17 protein-coding genes are annotated in these 19,590 nt (G+C 65.6%); 3 read left to right on the forward strand and 14 right to left on the reverse strand.

The genetic code is table 11. The features are described from left to right. The first annotated feature begins 128 nt into the window (after nucleotides 1–128). Nucleotides 129–587, forward strand: a complete 459-nt coding sequence (locus LOY37_RS06495) for a carboxypeptidase regulatory-like domain-containing protein (protein WP_258716492.1) — start codon at nucleotides 129–131, stop codon at nucleotides 585–587. Here LOY37_RS06495 and LOY37_RS06500 read toward each other — a convergent pair. Further along, complete coding sequence (locus tag LOY37_RS06500; RefSeq protein ID WP_258716493.1) at nucleotides 529–1,479, reverse strand: DMT family transporter; 951 nt, start codon at nucleotides 1,477–1,479, stop codon at nucleotides 529–531. The two genes, LOY37_RS06495 and LOY37_RS06500, sit on opposite strands and share 59 nt — an antisense overlap. 91 nt (nucleotides 1,480–1,570) lie before the next feature. Here LOY37_RS06500 and LOY37_RS06505 point away from each other — a divergent pair, with 91 nt between their 5' ends. Together LOY37_RS06505 and LOY37_RS06510 are read left to right on the forward strand one after the other, a co-directional pair. Continuing rightward, entirely contained in the window at nucleotides 1,571–2,452 is an 882-nt protein-coding gene (locus LOY37_RS06505) for a LysR family transcriptional regulator (protein ID WP_258716494.1), read from the forward strand. Nucleotides 2,453–2,500: 48 nt separating this feature from the next. After that, nucleotides 2,501–3,181, forward strand: coding sequence for a peptidoglycan DD-metalloendopeptidase family protein (locus LOY37_RS06510; protein ID WP_258596867.1), 681 nt, complete (start codon nucleotides 2,501–2,503; stop codon nucleotides 3,179–3,181). A 4-nt stretch (nucleotides 3,182–3,185) separates the two neighbouring features. Here LOY37_RS06510 and LOY37_RS06515 read toward each other — a convergent pair whose 3' ends face one another. The 13 genes from LOY37_RS06515 to LOY37_RS06575 all read right to left on the reverse strand — a co-directional run bounded on the left by LOY37_RS06515 (nucleotide 3,186) and on the right by LOY37_RS06575 (nucleotide 19,521). Then, nucleotides 3,186–5,528: a tetratricopeptide repeat protein gene (locus LOY37_RS06515; RefSeq protein WP_258716495.1), complete on the reverse strand. Its 2,343-nt coding sequence runs from the start codon at nucleotides 5,526–5,528 to the stop codon at nucleotides 3,186–3,188. A gap of 47 nt (nucleotides 5,529–5,575) precedes the next feature. After that, the gene (locus tag LOY37_RS06520; RefSeq protein ID WP_258716496.1) at nucleotides 5,576–8,098 is read right to left on the reverse strand and encodes a fused MFS/spermidine synthase; all 2,523 of its coding nucleotides are present in this window, start codon (nucleotides 8,096–8,098) and stop codon (nucleotides 5,576–5,578) included. Nucleotides 8,099–8,253: 155 nt separating this feature from the next. Further along, on the reverse strand, nucleotides 8,254–9,843 hold the full coding sequence (locus LOY37_RS06525; RefSeq protein ID WP_093386412.1) for an arylsulfatase: 1,590 nt from the start codon (nucleotides 9,841–9,843) through the stop codon (nucleotides 8,254–8,256). Between the two features lie 91 nt (nucleotides 9,844–9,934). Next, nucleotides 9,935–10,939 (reverse strand): HAD family phosphatase, encoded by a 1,005-nt coding sequence (locus LOY37_RS06530; RefSeq protein ID WP_258716497.1) that lies wholly within the window; start codon nucleotides 10,937–10,939, stop codon nucleotides 9,935–9,937. Beyond that, the gene (locus tag LOY37_RS06535; protein WP_258716498.1) at nucleotides 10,936–12,231 is read right to left on the reverse strand and encodes a hypothetical protein; all 1,296 of its coding nucleotides are present in this window, start codon (nucleotides 12,229–12,231) and stop codon (nucleotides 10,936–10,938) included. The genes LOY37_RS06530 and LOY37_RS06535 overlap by 4 nt, the downstream gene beginning before the upstream one ends. Continuing rightward, nucleotides 12,228–13,805, reverse strand: coding sequence for a VWA domain-containing protein (locus LOY37_RS06540; protein WP_258716499.1), 1,578 nt, complete (start codon nucleotides 13,803–13,805; stop codon nucleotides 12,228–12,230). The genes LOY37_RS06535 and LOY37_RS06540 overlap by 4 nt, the downstream gene beginning before the upstream one ends. After that, nucleotides 13,795–14,799: a VWA domain-containing protein gene (locus LOY37_RS06545; protein WP_258716500.1), complete on the reverse strand. Its 1,005-nt coding sequence runs from the start codon at nucleotides 14,797–14,799 to the stop codon at nucleotides 13,795–13,797. Before LOY37_RS06545 ends, LOY37_RS06540 begins: the two co-directional genes overlap by 11 nt. Further along, a complete protein-coding gene (locus tag LOY37_RS06550; protein WP_258716501.1) occupies nucleotides 14,786–15,277 on the reverse strand; it encodes a DUF4381 domain-containing protein in 492 nt (163 codons plus the stop codon). Before LOY37_RS06550 ends, LOY37_RS06545 begins: the two co-directional genes overlap by 14 nt. Continuing rightward, nucleotides 15,274–16,224, reverse strand: coding sequence for a DUF58 domain-containing protein (locus LOY37_RS06555; protein WP_258716502.1), 951 nt, complete (start codon nucleotides 16,222–16,224; stop codon nucleotides 15,274–15,276). The genes LOY37_RS06550 and LOY37_RS06555 overlap by 4 nt, the downstream gene beginning before the upstream one ends. 10 nt (nucleotides 16,225–16,234) lie before the next feature. Then, complete coding sequence (locus LOY37_RS06560) at nucleotides 16,235–17,212, reverse strand: MoxR family ATPase (RefSeq protein WP_258716503.1); 978 nt, start codon at nucleotides 17,210–17,212, stop codon at nucleotides 16,235–16,237. 22 nt (nucleotides 17,213–17,234) lie between these two features. Further along, nucleotides 17,235–18,140: a transporter gene (locus LOY37_RS06565; protein WP_093386372.1), complete on the reverse strand. Its 906-nt coding sequence runs from the start codon at nucleotides 18,138–18,140 to the stop codon at nucleotides 17,235–17,237. A gap of 123 nt (nucleotides 18,141–18,263) precedes the next feature. Next, entirely contained in the window at nucleotides 18,264–19,052 is a 789-nt protein-coding gene (locus LOY37_RS06570) for a hypothetical protein (RefSeq protein ID WP_249744374.1), read from the reverse strand. A 58-nt stretch (nucleotides 19,053–19,110) separates the two neighbouring features. Further along, nucleotides 19,111–19,521, reverse strand: coding sequence for a hypothetical protein (locus LOY37_RS06575; protein WP_093386367.1), 411 nt, complete (start codon nucleotides 19,519–19,521; stop codon nucleotides 19,111–19,113). Nucleotides 19,522–19,590: the final 69 nt, after the last annotated feature.

Here is a 19,590-nt window from a genome sequence, read left to right on the forward strand (position 1 = left end):
GGGCCGCAGACTCTAGCACGCGGCGAAACCCTCATTGTATTGCCCGCAAGCCTCACGCCGAATTGATCTAAACGCCAGGAGTGAGAGGGGTAAAATGGTATCGACGCTGTAGCGCAGGAGTCATGGCGATGAAATCCTTCAGCACACTTGCGTTCACCACGGCACTGGCTGCGTTGCTGTTGGCCTGGCCGGCCCAGCACGCTCAAGCTGCGCAGTACCAGGAGCCGATTGACATGTCCGGGGTCAAGTTGCAACCCCAGGAGCAGAATGGCGTGAGCTATGTCAGCGGCGGAATCGGCATCGATGAGTCGCGGGCCATTCAGCAAGTCCAGGGCTATAACTTGCATCTGACCTTCTCGACCGGCCCCGAGAACAAGTATGTGCCGGATGTCGACCTGGCGATCCAGGGCGGGCAGGGGCAAACCTTGCTGCAACTGAGCCAGGTCGGGCCGATGGTCTACGTCAAGCTGCCACCGGGTCATTACAACCTGGTGGCCTCGCGCAATGGCGTGCAGCAACTGGGCGCCGTCAACCTGGTTCCCGGCCAGACCGGCACGGTGAACCTGCACTGGCCGCAGGACAACTGAGCCGTGCCGGCACGCGGTTGACCAGCAGTATGCCGCTGATCAGCAGCGTGCCACCGGCCAGCATGGCGCCGCTCAGTTGCTCGCCCAGCAAAAGGGCGCCAGCGACCACGGCGGTCAGCGGGTTGAGGGCAATGAAACTGCCCGCCCGGGTGGCGCCGATCCTGGCGATGGCGTCGTAATACAGCACGTACGCCAGCGCCGAACCCAGTGCCCCCAGGTACCCCAGGCTGAGCAACTCGGGCGCCGACAGTGCGTGCAATGCGCTGATGCTCAGGCTGCCATTGAGCAGGGCGTGCACGCCGAGCATCGCCGCCCCGGCGAACACCGCATAGGTCACCGTGTGCAGCGCGCCGAGCTGTTTCACCAGGCCGCTGCAGCAGACACTGAAGATCACCCAGCTCAGCACGCAGCCGAAGATCAAGCCATCGCCGAGCCAGCTGCCCTGGCCAATCGCTGCGGGCGCCCGGGCCAGCACCACCCAGCCCGCGCCCAGCAGGCACAGGGCGACGCCGAGCAACTGTGTGCGGCCCAGGCGCTGCCTGAAGCACAGGTAGGCCATGATCGCCATGACCGCAGGGTTGCTCGCCACGATCAGCGAAGCCCGGGAGGCATCGGTGTACTGCAGGCCATGGAAGAAGAACAGCGTATAAGCATAGATGCCGGCAAACCCCAGGCCGGCGACTTGCACGGCCTGGGTCTTGCTCAGCCGGACAAAACCCTTTTTCGACACCCGCAGGATGATCGCCAGCACCAGGCTGGCCAGGGCAAAGCGCAGGCTGCCGAGCAGCAGCGGATCGACAGCGCTGGCCACGGCGCGACCGGCAACGAAGGTGCCGCCCCAGATCATCGCGACCAGCGCAAGTTTCAGGTAGGTGCAAAACTGAGACGGCATGGCGGGCCCCGGCTGACGGCGTACAGGTGATGCGCCATACTTGTCCGAATGCCGACTCATAGGGAAATGAGCAATCGCTCATGGGCTGCCGATGACTTTGACCCAGCTGGAAATCTTCGCCGTGGTCGCTGCGCGCAAAGGCTTCACCCTTGCCGCGGCGCAACTGAAAATCTCCCAATCAGGGGTGTCTCACGCCATCCGCGCCCTGGAGCAAGAGCTTGGCGTGGCCCTGTTCGAGCGCCAGCAGGGGCAGATCGAGCTGAGCGATATTGGCAGCCGCCTGCTGCCGCGGGCCCAGGCCATGCTCGGCCTGGCCGAAACCCTGCGCCAGGAAGCCCACGATGCCCGTGGCATGAAGCAGGGTACGCTGCGCATCGGCTCGTTCGGGCCGACAGCGTCGGTGCGCTTGCTGCCGGCGATTCTTGCTGCCTACCGCCAGGCGTACCCCGGTATCGAGGTGCATGTCGACGAAGGTCCGGACCGCCAGGTGCTGCACTGGCTGCAGGAGCGGCGCATCGATGTCGGTTTCGTGGTGCTGCCTGAAGAGCAGTTCGACAGCTACCCGCTGCTGGAGGACCAGATGGTTGCGCTGCTGCCCGCCGACCATGCGCTGGCGCAGCTCGCTTCAGTGACGCTCAAGCAACTGTGCCTGGACCCCTTCGTGCTTACCGAGGCCGGTTCAGCCGAGATCGTCTCGCGGCTGTTTCTTGCCGCCAGGCTGCAACCCCGGGTTCGCTACCGCACCTCGCAACTGCTCAGCACCCTGGAGATGGTTGCCCGTGGTGACGGAGTGAGCATCGTCGCGCAATCGTCCTTGCCGTTGCCCACGAGCCTGGCTTATGTGCAGCGCCCGCTCGATCCGCCGGTCAAGCGGATGGTGGGGCTGGCGGTGGTCGATGAGCGCATCATCTCGCCCGCGACCCGGGCTTTTATCGAACTTGCACGGACATTGCCGCGTAACGCTGCGGACTGATTTATAGTAGCGCCCTCGTCAACGGCGTCTCCGGGAAAAGGAAGTGGTGTGTTTTTCAGGTTTGTTCTGATCGCCGTAATGCTGGCGATGTCTGCATGCAGTTCGCATTCCCCAAGCCCCGGTAGCTCCGCCAACAAAGTCGTGGCCGGCACCTATAAGGTCAAGCGCGGCGATACCCTGTACTCGATTGCCTCGCGCCATGGCTGGAACTTCAAGGAACTGGCGCGCTACAACGGCATCAGTGCGCCCTATGCGGTGAATGTCGGCCAGACCATCCGCTTCGGCGGCTCGAAAACCACCACGCGCACCACCAGCAGTGCCAGCAAGGCCCGGCCCGTGGCGCCGGCCACCAAGGTCACCCTGCGCGGCTGGGCGTGGCCGCTGCAGGGCACGCTGATCCGCCGCTATTCCTCCGCCGACAAGCTCAACAAGGGCATTCGCATCGCCGCCACCCCGGGCCAGCCGGTGTACGCCAGCCTGGGTGGCAAGGTCGCGTTCGCGACCAACATCCGCGGCTATGGCAACCTGATCATCCTCCAGCATGGCACTGCCCATGCCAGCGTCTACGGCCACAACAGCAAGTTGCTGGTCAAGGAAGGCCAGACCGTCAGCAAGGGCCAGAAGATCGCCGAAGCCGGCGACCTGGATACCGACCGCGTGCAGCTGTACTTCGAAATCCGCCAGAACGGCAAGCCGATCGATCCGCTGAGCGTGTTGCCGGCCAGCTGAGCGCTCAGCCGCCGCTCACCGGCCTTGGTTGCAGCAGCGGGTCGTGGGGGTTGATCTGGCGCAGGGCATCGAGCAGTTGCGCGGCTTCTGCGGGTTTGTGTTCTTGTTGCAGGTAGTGCATCAGCGCCAGGCGCAGGTCACGGTTGTAGGGGTGCTGTTGCAGGCTGCGCCACAGTTGCTCGCGGGCCTTGGCTGGCTGCCCCTGGTCATGCAGGGCCACCGCCAGCACATAGCCGAAGCCAGCATTCTCGGGCTCCAGCTGGACGGCTTGGCGAAAGGCCTTGAGCGCCGCCTCGCGTTGGCCCTGACGAATCAGCGCCAGGCCGCTGGCCTGGTGCAGCAGGGCGGCTTGCGGGTGCCGGGCCAGGGCCTGGTCAAGCTCGGCCCGTGCCTCTGCGTTGCGGCCCTGGCTGTCGAGCCATTGCGCCAGCGCTACCTGCGCCGGGAGGAAATCGGCATCGCGCCGGATCGCGCTGCGCAGGTAACCTTCGACCTCGGCGCCGCGGCCTTTGGCCTGATAGAGCTGGGCCAGATTGAGGTTGGCTTCGGCGCGCTCCAGCAGGCTCAACTGCACCTGCTCGTACTCGCCGATTGCGTTGTTGAAGGCCGCTTCATGCACGCCAAGGCCCGCAGCCCGGGCCGCCAGCAAGGCATGGGCGGCGGCGATGCGCACCGCCCGTGTCGGGTCTCGCAGCAGCGGTGCCAGTAGGTCGGCGCGCTGCTCGGCAGGCATGAGTGCCGCCAGCGCTTCGAGGGCGCTCAGGCGCACTTGCGCATCGGAGTGCTTCAGTTCGCGGACGGCGGCCTGGAAACTCTGCTCGCTGGGGTAGTTGGCCAGTTCGGCGAGCAAGGTGGCGCGGCGGATGGCCGGCAGTTGCCGGTCCTGCAACTGCTCCAGCAGCGCCTGGGCGGCGCCGGGTTTGCCGCTGCGCAAGCGCTCCAGGCTGCTGGCGTAAGTGCTGCCGCCGTCCTTGCCGTACCACAGGCGGAACTGTTCGGCGATGCGCTGGCCGGAGCTGGATTTATGACAGCCCAGGCAGGCGTCGGGGGTGCCCAGTTGCAATGCCTGGGCCGGTGCCGGAATGCTGAAACCATGGTCATGGCGCCAGTCGTTGACCATGTAGAATTTGCCCGGCATGTGGCAATCTACGCATTGTGAACCCGGCTGGCCGGGACTGTGCCGATGGTGTTCGATGGACTGGTAGTCCTTGGCCTGCAAACCGCTGCCATCGATGCCGGCCACGGCGCTCTTGCCGGCAGGGTTGTGGCATTGCAGGCAGACACCATCGCCCGCTACCTTGAGCTGGGTGCTGTGCGGGTCGTGGCAGTTGCTGCAGCGCACGCCCTTGGCGAACATCTTGCTCTGGCTGAAGGCGCCGTACTCGAACACCTCATCCTTGATCTTGCCGTCCAGGGCATACAGCTCGCGGGTCAGGCGGCTGGGCAGGTAGTCGTCCATCAGCGTGCGGTCGCTGTGAAAGCCATCCCCCAGCGGTGCACGGCGGGCGTGGCAGCGGGCGCAGGTTTGCACTTCGCTGATGTTGTCGCTATGGGCCAGGCTGCGGCTGAAACCGGCATTGGCTTGCTTGGCGGGCTTTTGCCCCGCCCATTGCACATGGTTGGAGGCCGGGCCGTGGCAGGCCTGGCAGCCGACCCCCAGGCTGTTCCACTGGCTGTCGAAGGCGCCGCTGGCGGCGTTGAAGTTGCGCTTGAAGCCGGTGGTGTGACACTCCACGCACATGAAGTTGGCGTTCTGTTGCGGCTTGCTCCAGTGCAGCGGGTTCTTGAAGTCCACGCCCTGGCCCGGATAAAGGTGGAACCAGCGGTTGTTCTGTGTATCCCATGCCACGCCAAGGGCTTGCAGGTGGCCTTCGCCGGTGTCGATCAAGTACTGCTGCAGCGGCTCGATGCCGAAGGCATAAGCGACGCGATAATCCTGGTTGCGACCGTCTGCACCGGGAGTGTTGACCCAGAAATCCCCGCCCTTGCGAAAGAAGCGGGTGACCTCGTTTTCGGCCTTGAAGCTGCGTTCGGCGAAATCACCTAGCACCGTCTCGGCACTGGCGACCTGCATCGCCAACTGGTGATGCGAGCCTTGCCACTGCTTGCTCTGGGCCTGGTGGCAGCCCTGGCACTGGGCCTCGTCAACCAGGCTCGCCGGGGCCACTGGCGCAACGATCGGGGCTGGCGCGGTGCTGGCGGCGGTGAGCGGCACGCTCTGCTCGACCAGCACCCAGGCAATCACCGTCAGTAACAGCGCCAACGCTGCCAGCAGCGGCCAGAACAGTCGACGCGCCGGCGCAGTGGCCGGCGGGGTATCGGTACGCTTGCGACGATCTTTCGACATGCAGACTTCCGTGATCCGATGAAAGAGGGGCGTGCTGTCCGCACGCCTCAGGGCAAGCCGAGGAACCAGCGAAAATATGGGTTCTGGCCATCTTCGCGGGCCACCTCGCGCACTTGCCGGGCCCAGGCTTCGCGCTGGCCGCGGTAAGCCGTGAGGCCGACCTGGTAAAAGCGCTGCAGACGCTGGCGCTGTTCGCCCAGTTGCAGGCGAAACAAGCTATCGGCGCCCTGGATCGGTACCGGGCTGCTCAATGCCATCAGCGCCGGCAGTACCCGGGTGATCTCGTCGCTGCGCACCCAGGGCGCGTACTCGATGCGCGGCTGGTCGTCGGTTACCGCAGCGACATCACCGGCATAACGCTCCAGGCCGTCGCGGTCGGTGACCCAGGTAGCGAGCAGGCTGGCAGCGGAATCGATGCCGACCTGGGCCAGGCTGCTCTGTACTTCGGGTTGGCGCAGGCGTTCGCTGATGCTCGCCAGGTCAAGCTGCACCGGTTGCTGCGAGCCGACCAGAAGCATCTCGTGAAACTCGGTGGTCCACAGCGAGGCATAGGGGAACACATCGAGAAAACTGCGCACCAGGGCGCGGCTGTCTTCGTCGTTCTGGGTCGGCAACGGCAGCCATTGGGCCAGCAGGCCTTGCGTATTCAGGCGGCTGGCGGCCAGCCGGTAGAAGTCGCGCGAGTACAGATTGACCACGCCGGCCGCCGACGGCGGCGGTGGCTCGAGGGTGATCAGGTCGTAGCGTTGCGCATTGCCCAGCAACTCGCGGCGCCCGTCACGCATGCGCACCTGCAGGCGCGGGTCGCTGGCGGCGTTGTAGTTGCCCTGAAACAGCGCCGAAGCGCTGACCACGCCGGGCAGCAGTTCGGCCACCACCCGTTGCTCAAGGCCCGGATAACGCAGCAGGGCGCCGGCGGTAATGCCGGTGCCCAGGCCGATGACCAGCGCCGAACGTGGTTCGCCGTTGTGGATCAGCAACGGCAGCAAGGCTTGCAGGCGCATGTAGCGCAGCGACGGCATGGCATCGCCAGTGTTGGACACGCCCTGGATGTACAGACGGCGAAAACTGCCCTGGGGCTTTTGCTGCTCGACCACCGCCACCGTACCGCCGCGGCCCTCTTGATAGAACACCAGTTCGCTGTTGCGCGCCCCGGGCAGCAGCTGCGCCAGGCGCTCGGCAGGGGTCAGCCAGGCCATCGCCAGGCTGGCAATGCCCAGCACGAACACCGTGCGGCGCTTGGTACTGGCGACCCGTTCACCGCGCAGTACCGCCAGCAAGGCCACCAGCGCCGCCAGCACCGCGAGCAGGCCAAGGGTGCGCACCAGGCCCAGTTGCGGCACCAGCACAAAGCCGCAAAGCATGACCCCGACAATCCCGCCGAGGGTGTTGAAGGCCACCACCGAACCGACATCGCGGCCGACATGGCCTTGCTCACTGACCAGGCGCAAGGCCAGCGGAAAGGCTGCGCCGAGCAGGGTGGTGGGCAAGAACACGATGCTCACCGCGACCACCGCGAAGCGTGCGCACATGCCCGCCAGGGCGCTGCCACCGAGGGCCAGCACCGTTGCTTCGGCCTGGCTTTGCAGGGCGATCAGCCAGCGCCCGAGGCCGGCGATTTCCAGCAGTGCCAGCAGCCCGGCCGCAGCGATCAGCACGGCGAAGGCGCCCCACGGGTCGCCGATGCGGTCGGCACGCCGGGCATACAGCGCGCTGCCCAGCACCAGCCCGCCCAGGTAGGTGGCCAGGACCACGGCAAAGGCAAAGGTGCGGGTGCTCATGAACTGGACAATGGCTTGCGACCAGACCACTTCGTAACCCAGGGCGATGCCGCCGGCCACGGCGTACAGCGTCAACGCCAGATAACTTGAGCCCGTGCGTGGCTGCCTGACGCAGGCTGCAGGGGCGCAGGGTGTGCTGCCACGGGCCAGCCACAAGGCGCCGGCTGCGGCCAGCAGGTTGAGCACGGCGGCGGCGCAGGCACTGCCACGGATGCCCAGGGCCGGGATCAGCACGAAGGCGCCAAGCAGGGTGCCGATGATGGCGCCCGCCGTATTGGCGGCATACAGCTGGCCACCCGCGCGGCCAACGGCCTCGACATCAGCGGTGACGGCGCGTACCAGCACCGGCAGGGTGCCGCCCATCAATAGAGCCGGGATGCCGACCAGGGCGAAGGGCAGGCTCCAGGCGAGCAGGCCGATACTGTTTTCCAGGCGTGCGAAAGGCCCGGCGGCCCAACTCAGGCCGAACGTGGCCGCGATGCCGAGCACGGCCACCGCCACTTCGAGCACGGCGTAAAAAGCCAGTGGCCGCGCCAGGCCATCAGCGCGCCGCCCCAGCCACAAACCACCGAGGGCCAGGCCTGCGAAAAACGCACTGATGCCTGCGGTAATGGCATACACCTCGACACCGACCACCAACGACAGCTGCTTGATCCACAGCACCTGGTAGATCAGCGCTGCGGCGCCGGAAGCCAGCAGCAACAGGGCCGCCAGGGACACGCGAGGCAGGGTCTGGGCGGCGGATACGGGAATGGCTTTGCGGCGTCGGGAGGTGCTGGCAACCGGCATCGGGCGAAGGCCTTGTAGTGATCGGCAGAGAGTGCGGTATAGCGCACTGGCAGTGCTTGAGCCTAGCAGCGCAAATGCCAGTCAGCAGGCCGAAATGTTCTGGCTGCAAACAGCGCGCCCGCCAGCGGCCCGAAGCCGCTGGCGGGCGTGCAGGGTTATTGCTTGTTCTGCTTCATTTTCTCTTCGATCTTGGCGTCAACCTGCTTGCGCACCTGGTCGATGCTGAAGCTCGCCGGGTGCTGGCTTGGCGGGTAGTCGACGAAGGTTTCAAGGAACATCGTCGCCTTCATGGTTGCGATGCCGGTCAGGTAGACGTTCTTCGCCAGCCAGTCGTTGTACTGGTCAGAGACCACGTCGGCGCGCTCATACGGGTCCATGCGCAGGTTGAAGATCTTCGGCACCCGCAGGCACACGAACGGGTCCTGCCAGACTTCGAAACCACCCGGCCGGCGCTGTTCGCAGAATACCGCCTTCCAGTCGCCCCAGCGCATGGCCACCAGGTCGCCGTCATCGTTGAAGTAGAAGAACTCGTCGCGCGCCCCTTTAGGCTGTTGCCCGGTCAGGTACGGCAGCTGGTTGAAGCCGTCCAGGTGCACCTTGAAGTTCTTGCCACCCGTGCTCGGTGCCCAACCCTTGAGCAGTTTGTCTTTCACATCCGGCGCACCGGCGGCGGCCAGCAGCGTCGGGAACCAGTCCAGGCCCGAGAACATCTCGTTGGACACCGTGCCTTCCTTGATCTTGCCGGGCCAGCGGATGATCGCCGGGACGCGGAAGGCGCCTTCCCAGTTGGAGTCTTTTTCACTGCGAAACGGCGTGGTCGCGGCGTCTGGCCAGGAGAACTGGTTGGGGCCGTTGTCGGTGGTGTAGACGACGATGGTGTTGTCGGCGACCTTCAGCTCATCGAGGGTCTGCAACAGCTTGCCGACGTCACCGTCGTGTTCGAGCATGCCGTCGGCGTACTCGTTGCCAGGCATGCCGCTTTGCCCTTTCATCGAGTCCCGCACATGGGTGTAGACGTGCATGCGCGTGGTGTTCATCCAGACGAAGAACGGCTTGTCGGCCTCGACCTGTTTCTTGATGAACGCCTGGGCACCGGCGGTGGTTTCATCGTCGATGGTTTCCATGCGCTTGGTGGTCAGCGCGCCGGTGTCTTCGATCTTGCCGTCGGCAAAGGCGTGAATCACCCCGCGCGGGCTGAAGTTCTTCACGTAAGGGTCGTTGGGATCCTTGGGCCAGTACGGGCGCTCGGGTTCTTCTTCGGCGTTGAGGTGATAGAGGTTGCCGAAAAACTCGTCGAAGCCGTGCTTGGTCGGCAGGTATTCGTCTTTGTCGCCCAGGTGGTTCTTGCCAAACTGGCCAGTGCTGTAACCCAGCGACTTGAGCGCCTGGGCAATGGTGATGTCGCGGTCCTGCAGGCCCACGGGCGCCCCCGGTGCGCCGACCTTGGAAAGGCCGGTACGCAATGGCGTCTGCCCGGTGATGAAGCTGGAGCGGCCGGCGGTGCAGCTGTTCTCAGCGTAGTAGTCGGTGAACAGCATGCCCTCCTTGGCGATCCGGTCGATGTTCGGGGTCTTGTAGCCGACCACGCCCATCGAATAGGCACTGATGTTGGTCTGGCCGATATCGTCACCGAATATCACCAGGATGTTGGGTTTGTCCGCCGCATTGGCGGCCCCCGCGCTTATGCCCAGCACCGAGGCCGCGATCAATGCGAGCGTCGGTATCCATCTGCGTTTGCCAGTCATTCGACTTGCCTCCCTTTCGCGATCCAGACCGCCAGCCGGCGGCCAATGAGTTGCTCACTGCGTTGTTCGTTGACAGCGTCACTGCACATGCTCATTTCGAGGTGGCCTCGAAAGGGAATACCCGTGCCCAGTCGGCAGCCATATCCACGATAGTCCAGTCCTGGCGTTTGGCTTCATCCAGCGCCTTGTCCAGGCGCCCGACCTTTGAGTCGCGGTCGTACGCCCATTCCCGCGCAGCGTCAGTGTGATGCACCAGGCCCATGAACCGCGGGCCGTCGCCGGCGGCGGTCCACTGCAGCATCTGCAGGTCGCCGTCGGAGTTGCCAAAGGCCAAAATCGGCCGTCGGCCGATGATCGCGTCGATGCTTTCCGGCTTGCCGGGGCCATCGTCGTTGTGGGCGATCTTGGCGGTGCGCAGCACTTGCGGTTTGCCGTCGACCACCTGGTAGGCGGTGATGAAGCTGGAGCCGATCACCTGTTCCGGCGGGATGCCATAGACCTCTTCGGCGAAGGCGCGCATGAAGGCGGTGTCGCCGCCGGAAACGATGTAGGTCTTGAAGCCCTGGCTGCGCAGGTAATCGAGCAGCTCGTGCATCGGCTGGTAGATCATCTCGCTGTACGGCTTGCCGCTTTTCGGGTGCCGGGCCTTGGCCAGCCAGGCTTTGGCGCGGCCGATGAAGGTCTCGGTGCTGATCCCGGTATGGGTCGCCCCGACGATCTTCAGCAGGCTGTCCATGCCGCCGGCGGCCAGGGTTTTCTGGTCGTTCTCGAGCACCGCCTTGAACGGTTGCTGGTCTTTCCATTCAGGGTGCTCGGGGGCCATGCGCTTGATCTCGTCGAAGGCGAACAGCAGCTGGAAGTACGCCGGCTGCTCGCTCCACAAGGTGCCGTCGTTGTCGAACACGGCGATGCGCTGTTCGGCGGGCACGAACTGCTTCGAGCCCTGGCTTGTGACCTGTTCGACAAAGCTCAGTATCGCGCTGCGCGCTGCGCCCTCGCGCCAACTGGGCAAGGGCTCGGCGGCCTGCAGCAGCGCGGGCCAGTGCAGCAACAGCAAGAGCATCAGCCACAGGGGCTGGCGAGGCTTGAGGTTCATGGCAACTCCTTGTCGTGTATGGGGTTGAGCGGGCGCAAGGCCTGTGCGCCAGCGCTGGTGCGGGTGTGCCGGGCGGTGGGCCGGTGAGTTTGTTGCAGGTGCGGGATGAATGCTTCCGGTGCTGCCTGGCTGGCGCTGCCATAGCACTGGCGCAGCAAGCCCTGATCGGCGTCGGCCAGGCGCAGCCGGCCCTGGCTGCGCCGCCACCACAGGTACAGGGCGCTCAGTTGCGCCGGGCGCTGGCGCAGTTGCCCGGGTACCTGTTGCCAGGCATAGGCGGCAGAGGCTTCGCGACGCGCCTTGCGCGCAGCTTGCCAGCGCTGCCAGGCAGTCCGGCCCTGGTCGCGATAGCGACGGACGAGCAGTGCGAGCAGGCCTAACAATGCGCCAATGATCGCCGCTGTCAGCCAATGCCGGGACAGGTGCAGGCGTGATTGCTGGCCGAGCCGTTGCAGGTCTTCGGTGACCGAGAACGGCGGCTGGTATTGCGGGTTGGCGCTGGCGGTGAAGCGCATGGCCGGCAGTTCGGCGCTGTGCAGGGTCTGGTCCTGGGTGCTCCACCATTGCACGCGCAGCGCGGGCAGCTGGAACGTGCCGGGTTTTTCGATGCGGTAGCTGGCGCTGTCGATGCGCTGGCCACCCAGTGCATGCCCGCGGCCATCATCGAGCGCGGTGACCTGCGGGGTCTTGAGGTAGCGGCTCAGGCCCGCGACGTGGTCAAGCGGGGTGACCGGCAGCATCAGGCTCAAGGCACCGTCGGCCTGCAGGGTAATACTGCGGGTCAGGCTGTCGCCGACCTTCAGATCACCGCTGGCCGGGGCTATCTGCTGGCTCAAGCGCACCTGGCTGGCCACCAGCACCTGCTGCCCGGCATCAACCCCGGCCGGTAGATGCACGTGCAGCAGCAGCGGCTGGCTACTGGCGTTCAACGGTGCCTGGGCATTGCCCGGGGTGGCGGTGACGGTCAAGGCCGGCAGTTGCAGGTCACCGGCCTGTTGCAGGGTAAGCTGGTACAGGTAGCGCATGCCGAACCAGGGAATGTCGCCCTGGCGCTCGGTCAGGTGTTCGGCCTGGCCTGCCGGCGGTGTCACCAGGGCCCCGGGCAGGTTCAGCTCGGGCAGTTGCGGGGCGCTGGTGAACCAGGTGTCGGTGAGCACGTCCAGTTGCAGTTGCACGGTTTCACCGACCACTGCCGAGTCGTCGGGCAACAGTTGCGCCTGCACGCGCAACTGCGCCTCGGCGGCCAGCAGGCCGTTGCTGAACAGGGCCAGAAGCAACACCAGGTGCTTCATTGCGTGCCCCCTGGCGCCTGGTCCTGGAGCCTGAACTTGCGCCGCAGGAAATCTGCCGGCGAGGTGGTCAGGTTCTGTAGCCACAGTTCATCGGACCCGGCCTGAGGGGTTTCGACCTGTTTGCTCGGGCCTTTGCCGGCCGGCTTGTCGTAGGCCACCTGATCAGGCTTTACCTCAGGGGCGTTCTCTTGCGCCGAGTCGTAGTCTTTTGCCAGCGCCTGGGCCAGGGCCAGGTTGGCTTTTGCTTCGGCAAACTCCGGTTGCAGGCGCAGGGCTTCAGTGTAGGCGGCGATGGCCTGGTCGAACTTGAAGCGCCGGGTGTAGATGTTGCCCAGGTAGAAATAGGCGGGGGCGCTCTGCAAGCGGGCGAAGCTGGCCAGGGCCAGGTCGTAGTCGGCGGCATTGTAGGCGGCGATGCCTTTCCAGTAAGGGTCGCTGAAGTGCGCGGCAGCGGCCGGGTAGTGATGATGCTCGAAGGCCCAGCGGCCCTGCTGGTCAGGGGTGAGGAAGGCATCGGCCATGGCATTGGCACGGGCGCCGTCGACCGGCAGCAACAGCCCCAGCAGCAGGCAGGCGCTCCAGTTCAGGCTCCAGCCGCGACGAATGCACAAGAACCCCAGCACCAGCAGCGGCCAGCACAGCCAGTAGCCGGCGTCTTTCCAGTGCAGGGCCTGCGGGTCGGCGCTGGCGTCGTCGAAATGTGCCTGGGCATGGGCCTCGATCCAGTCCAGGTCATCGTCATCAACAGTCAGGCTGCCCAGCGGTGCGTCCAGCGCCGAGGCCAGTTGCTTGAGCCCGTCCTTGTCAAAGCGGCCCAGTTGCGGACGGCCCTGGCTGTCGCTCAGGGGCTGGCCGTCGGGGCCTTTGATCAGGCCGTCGTCGCTGTTGCCCACGGCCAGCACCAGCACCTGCAGGCGGGTGCCCCGCAGGGCCTTGGCCAGTTGCGGCAACTGGCTGCGGTCGGCGCCATCGCTGAGCAGCACCAGGGTGGCCGGGCCATCCTCGGCGGCAACCAGCGCCTTGGCTTGCTCGATCACCGCCAGCACGTTCTTGCCCGGCTGCTCGATCAGGTTGCTGGCCAGGGCCTGGAGAAAACTGTCGAGCAAGGCCGGGTCGCGGGTCGCCGGCAGCACCAGGTGCGCGCTGCCGGCATAGGCGATCAGCCCGGTGGCGGCACCCTGGCGGCGCTCGATCAGGCTGTGCAGCTTGTGCTTGGCCGCTTCCAGGCGGCTGGGGGCGATGTCGCTGGCGTCCATCGAGCCGGACAGGTCCAGGGCCAGAATCAACGGCGCGCGGTTGTCGAGAAACTCCGGGCGGTCCTGTTCCCAGCTCGGCCCGGCCATGGCCACGGCGCCGAGGATCAGCAAGGCGCTGGCCAGGTGCACCGGGCGCAGCAAATGGCGGTCATGGCCGTCCAGGCGCAAATGCTTGAGCAGGTGCGCGGCTATGTTGCTGTGGCCGGCTGCGAGGGTTTGCCGGCGGTAGTACCAGGCCAGCGGTAGCAGCACCCCAGGCAGCAGCAGCCACAGCCACAGCGGGCGCAGAAAATGCAGGTTGTGCAGGTCAATGTCCATGCCTGGCAGCCTTTGCAGGGTTAATGCGCGGGCGCAGCGAAAACACCAGGGCCAACAGGTGATAGGCGCTGAACATCAGCAGCGCCACCGCCAGCGGCAGCCAGAACAGGTCGCGCTTGGGCTGGTGGGTCAGGGTCTTGACCTGGTGCGGGGTGAGTTGGTCGAGGGTGGTATAGACCTGCTGCAGAGCATCGCGGTCGGCGGCGCGAAAAAACCGCCCGCCGGTGGCCGTGGCGATCTGTTCGAGGCTCTGCAAGTCGACCTTGGCTTCGGCCTCGGCCTGCGGGTCACCGATGCCGATGGTGTGGATCACCACCCCACGCGCGGCGGCCATGGCGGCGGCATGGGCTGGGGTGATGGCGCTGCTGGTGTCGTTGCCGTCGGTGAGCAAAATCAGCACCTTTTCTGGCTCCTTGGCCTGCTCCAGCAGTTTCAGGCTCAGGCCGATGGCGTCACCGATGGCGGTGTTGGGGCCGGCCATGCCGACATCGGTCTGCGCCAGCAGCAGGGCCAGGCTGGCGTGATCGAGGGTTAGCGGTGCCTGCGGGTAAGCGCCGCTGCCGAACACCACCAGGCCGAGGCGGTCCTTGGGGCGCTGACGGATGAAGTCCTGGACCACCGCCTTGACTGCGCTCATGCGCGACACCGGCTGGCCGTTGGCGTCCTTGAGGTCGACGGTCTGCATCGACTGGGAAATATCGATCGCCAGCATCAGGTCGCGTACCGGCTGTTCATGCTGTTGCGGCGGTTCGACCAGCACCGGGCGTGCCAGTGCCACAGTCAGCAAGGCCCAGAGCAGCCAGTGCAGAATCAGTTGCCAGGTGTTGTGGCGGGTACCGGGCACACCGGGTGCCTGGCCGCTGGCCCGGCTGATGGCTGCGAAGAACGGCACGCGGATAGCACTGCGGGCCTCTTCGTAGGGCGGCAGCCAGCGGTAGCCGAGCAGCGGCAGCGGCAACAGGAGCAGCAACCAGGGGTAGTCAAACTGCCACATGATGGTGTTCCACCCAGGTTCTGCACTGTTGCAGCAGCGTCTGCGCATCGCTGCCTTGCAAGCGGCTGTCCGGCGCGTAGGCCAGGTGCGCCAGTTGTTCGGCGAAATCCGCAGGCAGCGCTGTGGGGCTGTGGGCACTGAGAAAAGCTTGCCAGTCGCTACCGCGCAAACTGGCGACAGCCGGGCTGGCCGGCATTGACAATGCCACGCGCTTGAGCAGCTCGGGCAGTTCGCGCAGGGCCGCCAGATGCTGCTGCGGGTCTGCCAGGCGCGACTCGATCAGCGCCAGTTGCGCCAGTGCCTCGCGCCGGTAGCGGTTCAGCCGCCAGCGCCGATAACGCCAGGCGCCGTAGATCAGCAGTGCAGCCAGCAGTAGCACCGCAAGGGCTGCCCAGCCCCAGGTTTGCGGCAGGTAGCTGGGGGCTGGCGGCAGGGCCAGTTCCTTGAGCTGGTCGATGCTTGGCCGCACGCTGCTCATGACCAATGCCCCTGGCGCTTGCCCAGTTCCAGGCGCAGTTGCTCGCTGGCGGGCAGGGCGGTGCTGAACATCAGCAACGGTACCTGACTGCGCCGCAGCAGTGCGGCCACCTCCTGCAGGCGTGCGCGCAGAAATTCGCTCAATGGCTTGTGCACCTGGCGGCGCTCGACGGCAAGCTCGACCTGCAACTGGCCCTGGCTGACCAGCATGCGCCCGGCGCGCGGCAGGTCGAGGGCCAGCGGGTCATAGACCTGCAAGGCGATGACGTCGTTGTGCGCGCGCAACTGGCGTAGCTGCTGCAGGGTGCGTTCACTGGCACCGGCAAAATCGCTGATGATGCAGATCAGGTGATCGTGGGCGGCCAGGCTCAGGCAGCGTTGCAGGACTGTGTCCAGGCTCTGCGCCGAGTCGCTTTCCGGAGCCTGGGCTTCCAACGCCTGGTTGAAGCGCGCGGTGGCCGCGCAGATGGCCTGGACCCGGCTGCGGCTGCGCAACGGCGACAGGCTTTCGATCTTCTGGTCGTTGAACAGCAAGGCGCCGACGCGGTCGCCGGCCTTGAGTGCCATCCACGCCGCCAGCGCTGCCAGTTGCGCGGCGATGGCCGATTTGAAGCTGCGCTGGCTGCCGAAGAACATCGACATGCGCTGGTCGATCAGCAGCAACGCCGGGCGGTCACGCTCTTCGGTAAAAGTGCGCACGATCGGCGTGCCGCTGCGCAGCGAAGCCTTGCAGTCGAGGTGGCGCAGGTCGTCGCCGGGCTGGTAGCGGCGCAGCTCATCGAAGTTCAGGCCGCGCCCGCGCAGGCGCGAGGCGTGGCTGCCGGCCAGCACGCTGGCCCGTGGCTGGCGGGCGAGAAAGCTCAAGCCCTGGGCATCGGCCTCCAGGGCCATCAGCTGGGCCAGCGACACATACACCAGCCCGTCGGCTGCTTGCGCCTTGAGCGCCATGGCCTGCTCCTTATGCCGGGATGGCGACCTTGTCCAGCAGGCGGTCGAGAATCTGCTGGCTGCCAACGCCATCTGCCACCGCGTCGTAACTTGGTTGCAGGCGATGGCGCAGCACCGGGTGGAGCATCGCCCGGACGTTGTCCGGCGAGACGAAGTCCTGGCCTTGCAGCCAGGCATCGGCCCGCGCGCAGCGATCCAGGCTGATCCCGCCGCGCGGGCTGGCGCCCAGTTGCAGCCAGCGGGCCAGCTCCGGGTCGTAGTCGGCGGGGTGGCGGGTGGCGTTGATCAGGTCGATCAGGTAGCGGTCGATGGCCGGCGCGACATGGATCGCGGCGATCTCCTGGCGCGCCTGGAAGATCGCGTCCTGGGCCAGGCTGAAGGTATTGGCCGCAGTCTGCGCCGCCGCTTGCTGCTCTTCCTGACGCAGCAGTTGCAGCACCTGGGTTTCGTTGTCGGGTGCCGGGTAGTCGAGCAGCACCTTCATCAGAAAACGGTCCATCTGCGCCTCAGGCAGAGGGTAGGTGCCTTCCTGCTCGATGGGGTTCTGGGTGGCGATGACCATGAACAGCGCCGGCAGCTTGTGGCTGTTGCCGGCTACGGTGATCTGCCGCTCTTCCATGGCTTCGAGCAGGGCGGCCTGGACCTTGGCCGGGGCGCGGTTGATCTCGTCGGCGAGGATCAGGTTGCCGAACAGCGGCCCGGGCTGGAAGTGCACCTGATGCTGGCCGCCGACCTGCTGCAGCACCTCGGCGCCGGTGATGTCCGAGGGCAGCAGGTCGGGGGTGAACTGGATGCGGCTCATCTGTGCGTCCAGGTGCCGGGCCAGGGCTTTGACCGTGCGGGTCTTGGCCAGGCCCGGCAGGCTTTCGAGCAATACGTGGCCGTTGGCCAACAGGCCGATCAGGATCTGCCGGATCACCTGGTCCTGGCCAAGTACCGTTTCGGCGATGGCGGCGTGCAGGGCGTTGATGTCAGTCAGGGCGCTCATGGTCCAGTCCTTGTCATGGCAGTTACCAGGCGTAGTTCAGACGCAAGGTCCAGGTGTTCACATCAGGCGACTTGTTGCGCTCCGAGACCGTGTCGGTGTAAGCGATCAGGCCGCCGAACTGCGGCGAGAGCATGAAGCCCATGCTGGCGCCGAGCAGGACGTTTTCCTGCTGGTTGTCCTGGCCGACGCCATCGACCCTGGTCTCGCCGCCAGCGCTGTAGGTGGCGTCCAGCGAGGCCCACAAGGCGCGGTTGATGGTGTAGCTGTAGTGGCCCTCAACGGCGTACAGCGGCTTTTGCTCAAGCTTGCTGTTGCCCAGGTAATCGTCGTTGTCGCCGAACAGCGAGACCCAGGTGTTGATCTCCAGCCAGGTCGGGCCGAAGGGCGTGCCAAAGCCGATTTCCGGTTTGAGCACCCAGCGGTTGGCGCCGATGTTGATCACCCGGTCCTTGTCGTAATCGCCGTTGGGCACGGTCAGCCACAGCGCACCGGTCATAAAGGTTTCCGGAGTCCAGTTGGCAAACTCCTCGGCAGTCAGCGCCGGGCCGCCAAAGAAGTTGTGGGCGAAAACGATCTGGGTATCGCCCATGCCGCCGTTGTGCTTGGTGCCGTCGAAAAAGCGAGCGTTGTCGAACGAGGCAGACACGTCGGCATAGGGCTGCACCAGCTGGATCGCACTGTTGCGCCCGGCAATGTCGAACGAGCGCGCCAGGCGCAGGATGTACAGGTCGGCATCCAGCGACAGGCCGTCGATCGGCAGCGCGGTGTCGATGGGGGTGTTGGCATCGATGCGGTTGTAGTAGCCAAAGACCATGTTGAGGTCGATGGGGATGTTCTGCCAGTCGCGGGCGTTGTCTGCCTGGGCCAGCAGCGGGGCGGTGGTGAGCACGAGCAACGCCGTTTGACGTGCAGTAAGGCGGGTACCCATGGCTTGGCTCCTTCAGTCGATTAGTGCTTGTTTGCCGTCCACAGCGGCAGTTTCCCATTGCCCGGGTTGGCGCTGGCGTTGAATGGGGCGTGGGCGCGGCTGGCGCAGGTTCATCAGTCCTCCTTACTTGCCAAGGGTCAGGTTGAGGCCGGCAAATACGGTGAACTGCGGCAGGCCATCGCCTTTTTTCTCCACCGTCCACTGCGGCTCGACGAAGGCATTGAGGATGTTGCTACCGGACTTCCATACCTTGCCCAGGCCCAGGCCGAGGGGGATGTAGTGGCTGTCGTTCTTCAGGTCGAAGGTCCAGGTGGCGGTGGAGCGCAGGTACCAGCCTTTGGGCAGGTTGTGGATGATGAACGGCTGCAGGGTGGCCGATTCCACATGCGCCCGGTCATGGTCGCCAGCAAACGAGCTCTGGTATTGCACCAGCGCACCGAGCAGGCCGCGCGGCGAGGAATCGATAGCGACCGCTGCCAGGCCCGCCTGCCATTTGCCGGTGCCCAGTTCGTCGTGTTCGGCGGTGGGGGCGGTGATTTGCGGGCCGATGCCCAGCTGTACGCCTTCGGTCTTGAGCAGAAAGATATCGAACAGGTTCAGGTCACCGATGCCAGTGCTGTAGCCACCGTGCGGATCGGGGCGGGTGCTGACCGGCAGGGTCGCACGCAGCAGTTGCGGCACCGGCAGGAAGTCGCCAGCGGCCAGCGGCAGGGTGCCGCGCACCAGCAGGTCGTTGCTATGGGCATTGCTGTCGTACAGCGACGGCGTGTAGTAATCCTGAAGGTTCAGGCCTGGCGCCAGGTTGAGCGGGTTGTTGCTCTTGTTCGCGGTCTCGGCGTTATTGGCCAGTGGTGCCTGGGCAAACAGCAGGGCGCAGGGCAGCGCGAAGCAAACGGCATGAATCCTTTGCATAGCGTGAACGCCTGATCAGTGACGCAGTTAAACGCTGTTACGGGTTAGCCCGCATGGATTACTGGTACTTGATGACGATGCCTTTGAGCTTGCGCCCTTCGATGGCGCGGATATCGCGGTCCCACAGCGGGCCGCTGACGTAAGCGGACACCGGCTGGATGCGGTCGTAGACCACCACCACGGCATCGCCGCCGATGCTGGCGGCCTGCTCGCGCAGCTTTTGCTCGACCTCGGTGATCGGCGGAGGTGGTTCGACGCTGGCATCGACGACGATTTCACCGAGCCGGGTATGCGGCCGGGTCGGTTCGCTGCGCAGCACCTGGACATTGGCGGCACTGGTGGGGGCGGCGTGGGGCGCACCGACATACTCGGTGGTGCGCGCGTCGATGTTGCTGCAGCCGGCCAGGGCCAGCAGCAGCGCGCCGAGCAACCAGTGCTGGCGCGGGTAGAGCTTGAGACCTGCAATCATCCTTCGATTCCCTCCGAAGCCTGTCATGCGCTGAAACAAAGACTTAACTGAAAGTAGCTGCAATTGAGT

It is taken from the genome of Pseudomonas sp. B21-012 (genome assembly GCF_024749305.1).
Taxonomy (GTDB): Bacteria; Pseudomonadota; Gammaproteobacteria; order Pseudomonadales; family Pseudomonadaceae; genus Aquipseudomonas.

What these genes read in the sequence shown, in the direction of transcription:
- LOY37_RS06495 (WP_258716492.1), top strand. Translation starts at nt 129, where the DNA reads ATGAAATCCTTCAGCACACTTGCGTTCACCACGGCACTGGCTGCGTTG.
- LOY37_RS06500 (WP_258716493.1), bottom strand. Translation starts at nt 1,479, where the DNA reads ATGCCGTCTCAGTTTTGCACCTACCTGAAACTTGCGCTGGTCGCGATG.
- LOY37_RS06505 (WP_258716494.1), top strand. Translation starts at nt 1,571, where the DNA reads ATGACTTTGACCCAGCTGGAAATCTTCGCCGTGGTCGCTGCGCGCAAA.
- LOY37_RS06515 (WP_258716495.1), bottom strand. Translation starts at nt 5,528, where the DNA reads ATGTCGAAAGATCGTCGCAAGCGTACCGATACCCCGCCGGCCACTGCG.
- LOY37_RS06520 (WP_258716496.1), bottom strand. Translation starts at nt 8,098, where the DNA reads ATGCCGGTTGCCAGCACCTCCCGACGCCGCAAAGCCATTCCCGTATCC.
- LOY37_RS06525 (WP_093386412.1), bottom strand. Translation starts at nt 9,843, where the DNA reads ATGACTGGCAAACGCAGATGGATACCGACGCTCGCATTGATCGCGGCC.
- LOY37_RS06530 (WP_258716497.1), bottom strand. Translation starts at nt 10,939, where the DNA reads ATGAACCTCAAGCCTCGCCAGCCCCTGTGGCTGATGCTCTTGCTGTTG.
- LOY37_RS06535 (WP_258716498.1), bottom strand. Translation starts at nt 12,231, where the DNA reads ATGAAGCACCTGGTGTTGCTTCTGGCCCTGTTCAGCAACGGCCTGCTG.
- LOY37_RS06540 (WP_258716499.1), bottom strand. Translation starts at nt 13,805, where the DNA reads ATGGACATTGACCTGCACAACCTGCATTTTCTGCGCCCGCTGTGGCTG.
- LOY37_RS06545 (WP_258716500.1), bottom strand. Translation starts at nt 14,799, where the DNA reads ATGTGGCAGTTTGACTACCCCTGGTTGCTGCTCCTGTTGCCGCTGCCG.
- LOY37_RS06550 (WP_258716501.1), bottom strand. Translation starts at nt 15,277, where the DNA reads ATGAGCAGCGTGCGGCCAAGCATCGACCAGCTCAAGGAACTGGCCCTG.
- LOY37_RS06555 (WP_258716502.1), bottom strand. Translation starts at nt 16,224, where the DNA reads ATGGCGCTCAAGGCGCAAGCAGCCGACGGGCTGGTGTATGTGTCGCTG.
- LOY37_RS06560 (WP_258716503.1), bottom strand. Translation starts at nt 17,212, where the DNA reads ATGAGCGCCCTGACTGACATCAACGCCCTGCACGCCGCCATCGCCGAA.
- LOY37_RS06565 (WP_093386372.1), bottom strand. Translation starts at nt 18,140, where the DNA reads ATGGGTACCCGCCTTACTGCACGTCAAACGGCGTTGCTCGTGCTCACC.
- LOY37_RS06570 (WP_249744374.1), bottom strand. Translation starts at nt 19,052, where the DNA reads ATGCAAAGGATTCATGCCGTTTGCTTCGCGCTGCCCTGCGCCCTGCTG.
- LOY37_RS06575 (WP_093386367.1), bottom strand. Translation starts at nt 19,521, where the DNA reads ATGATTGCAGGTCTCAAGCTCTACCCGCGCCAGCACTGGTTGCTCGGC.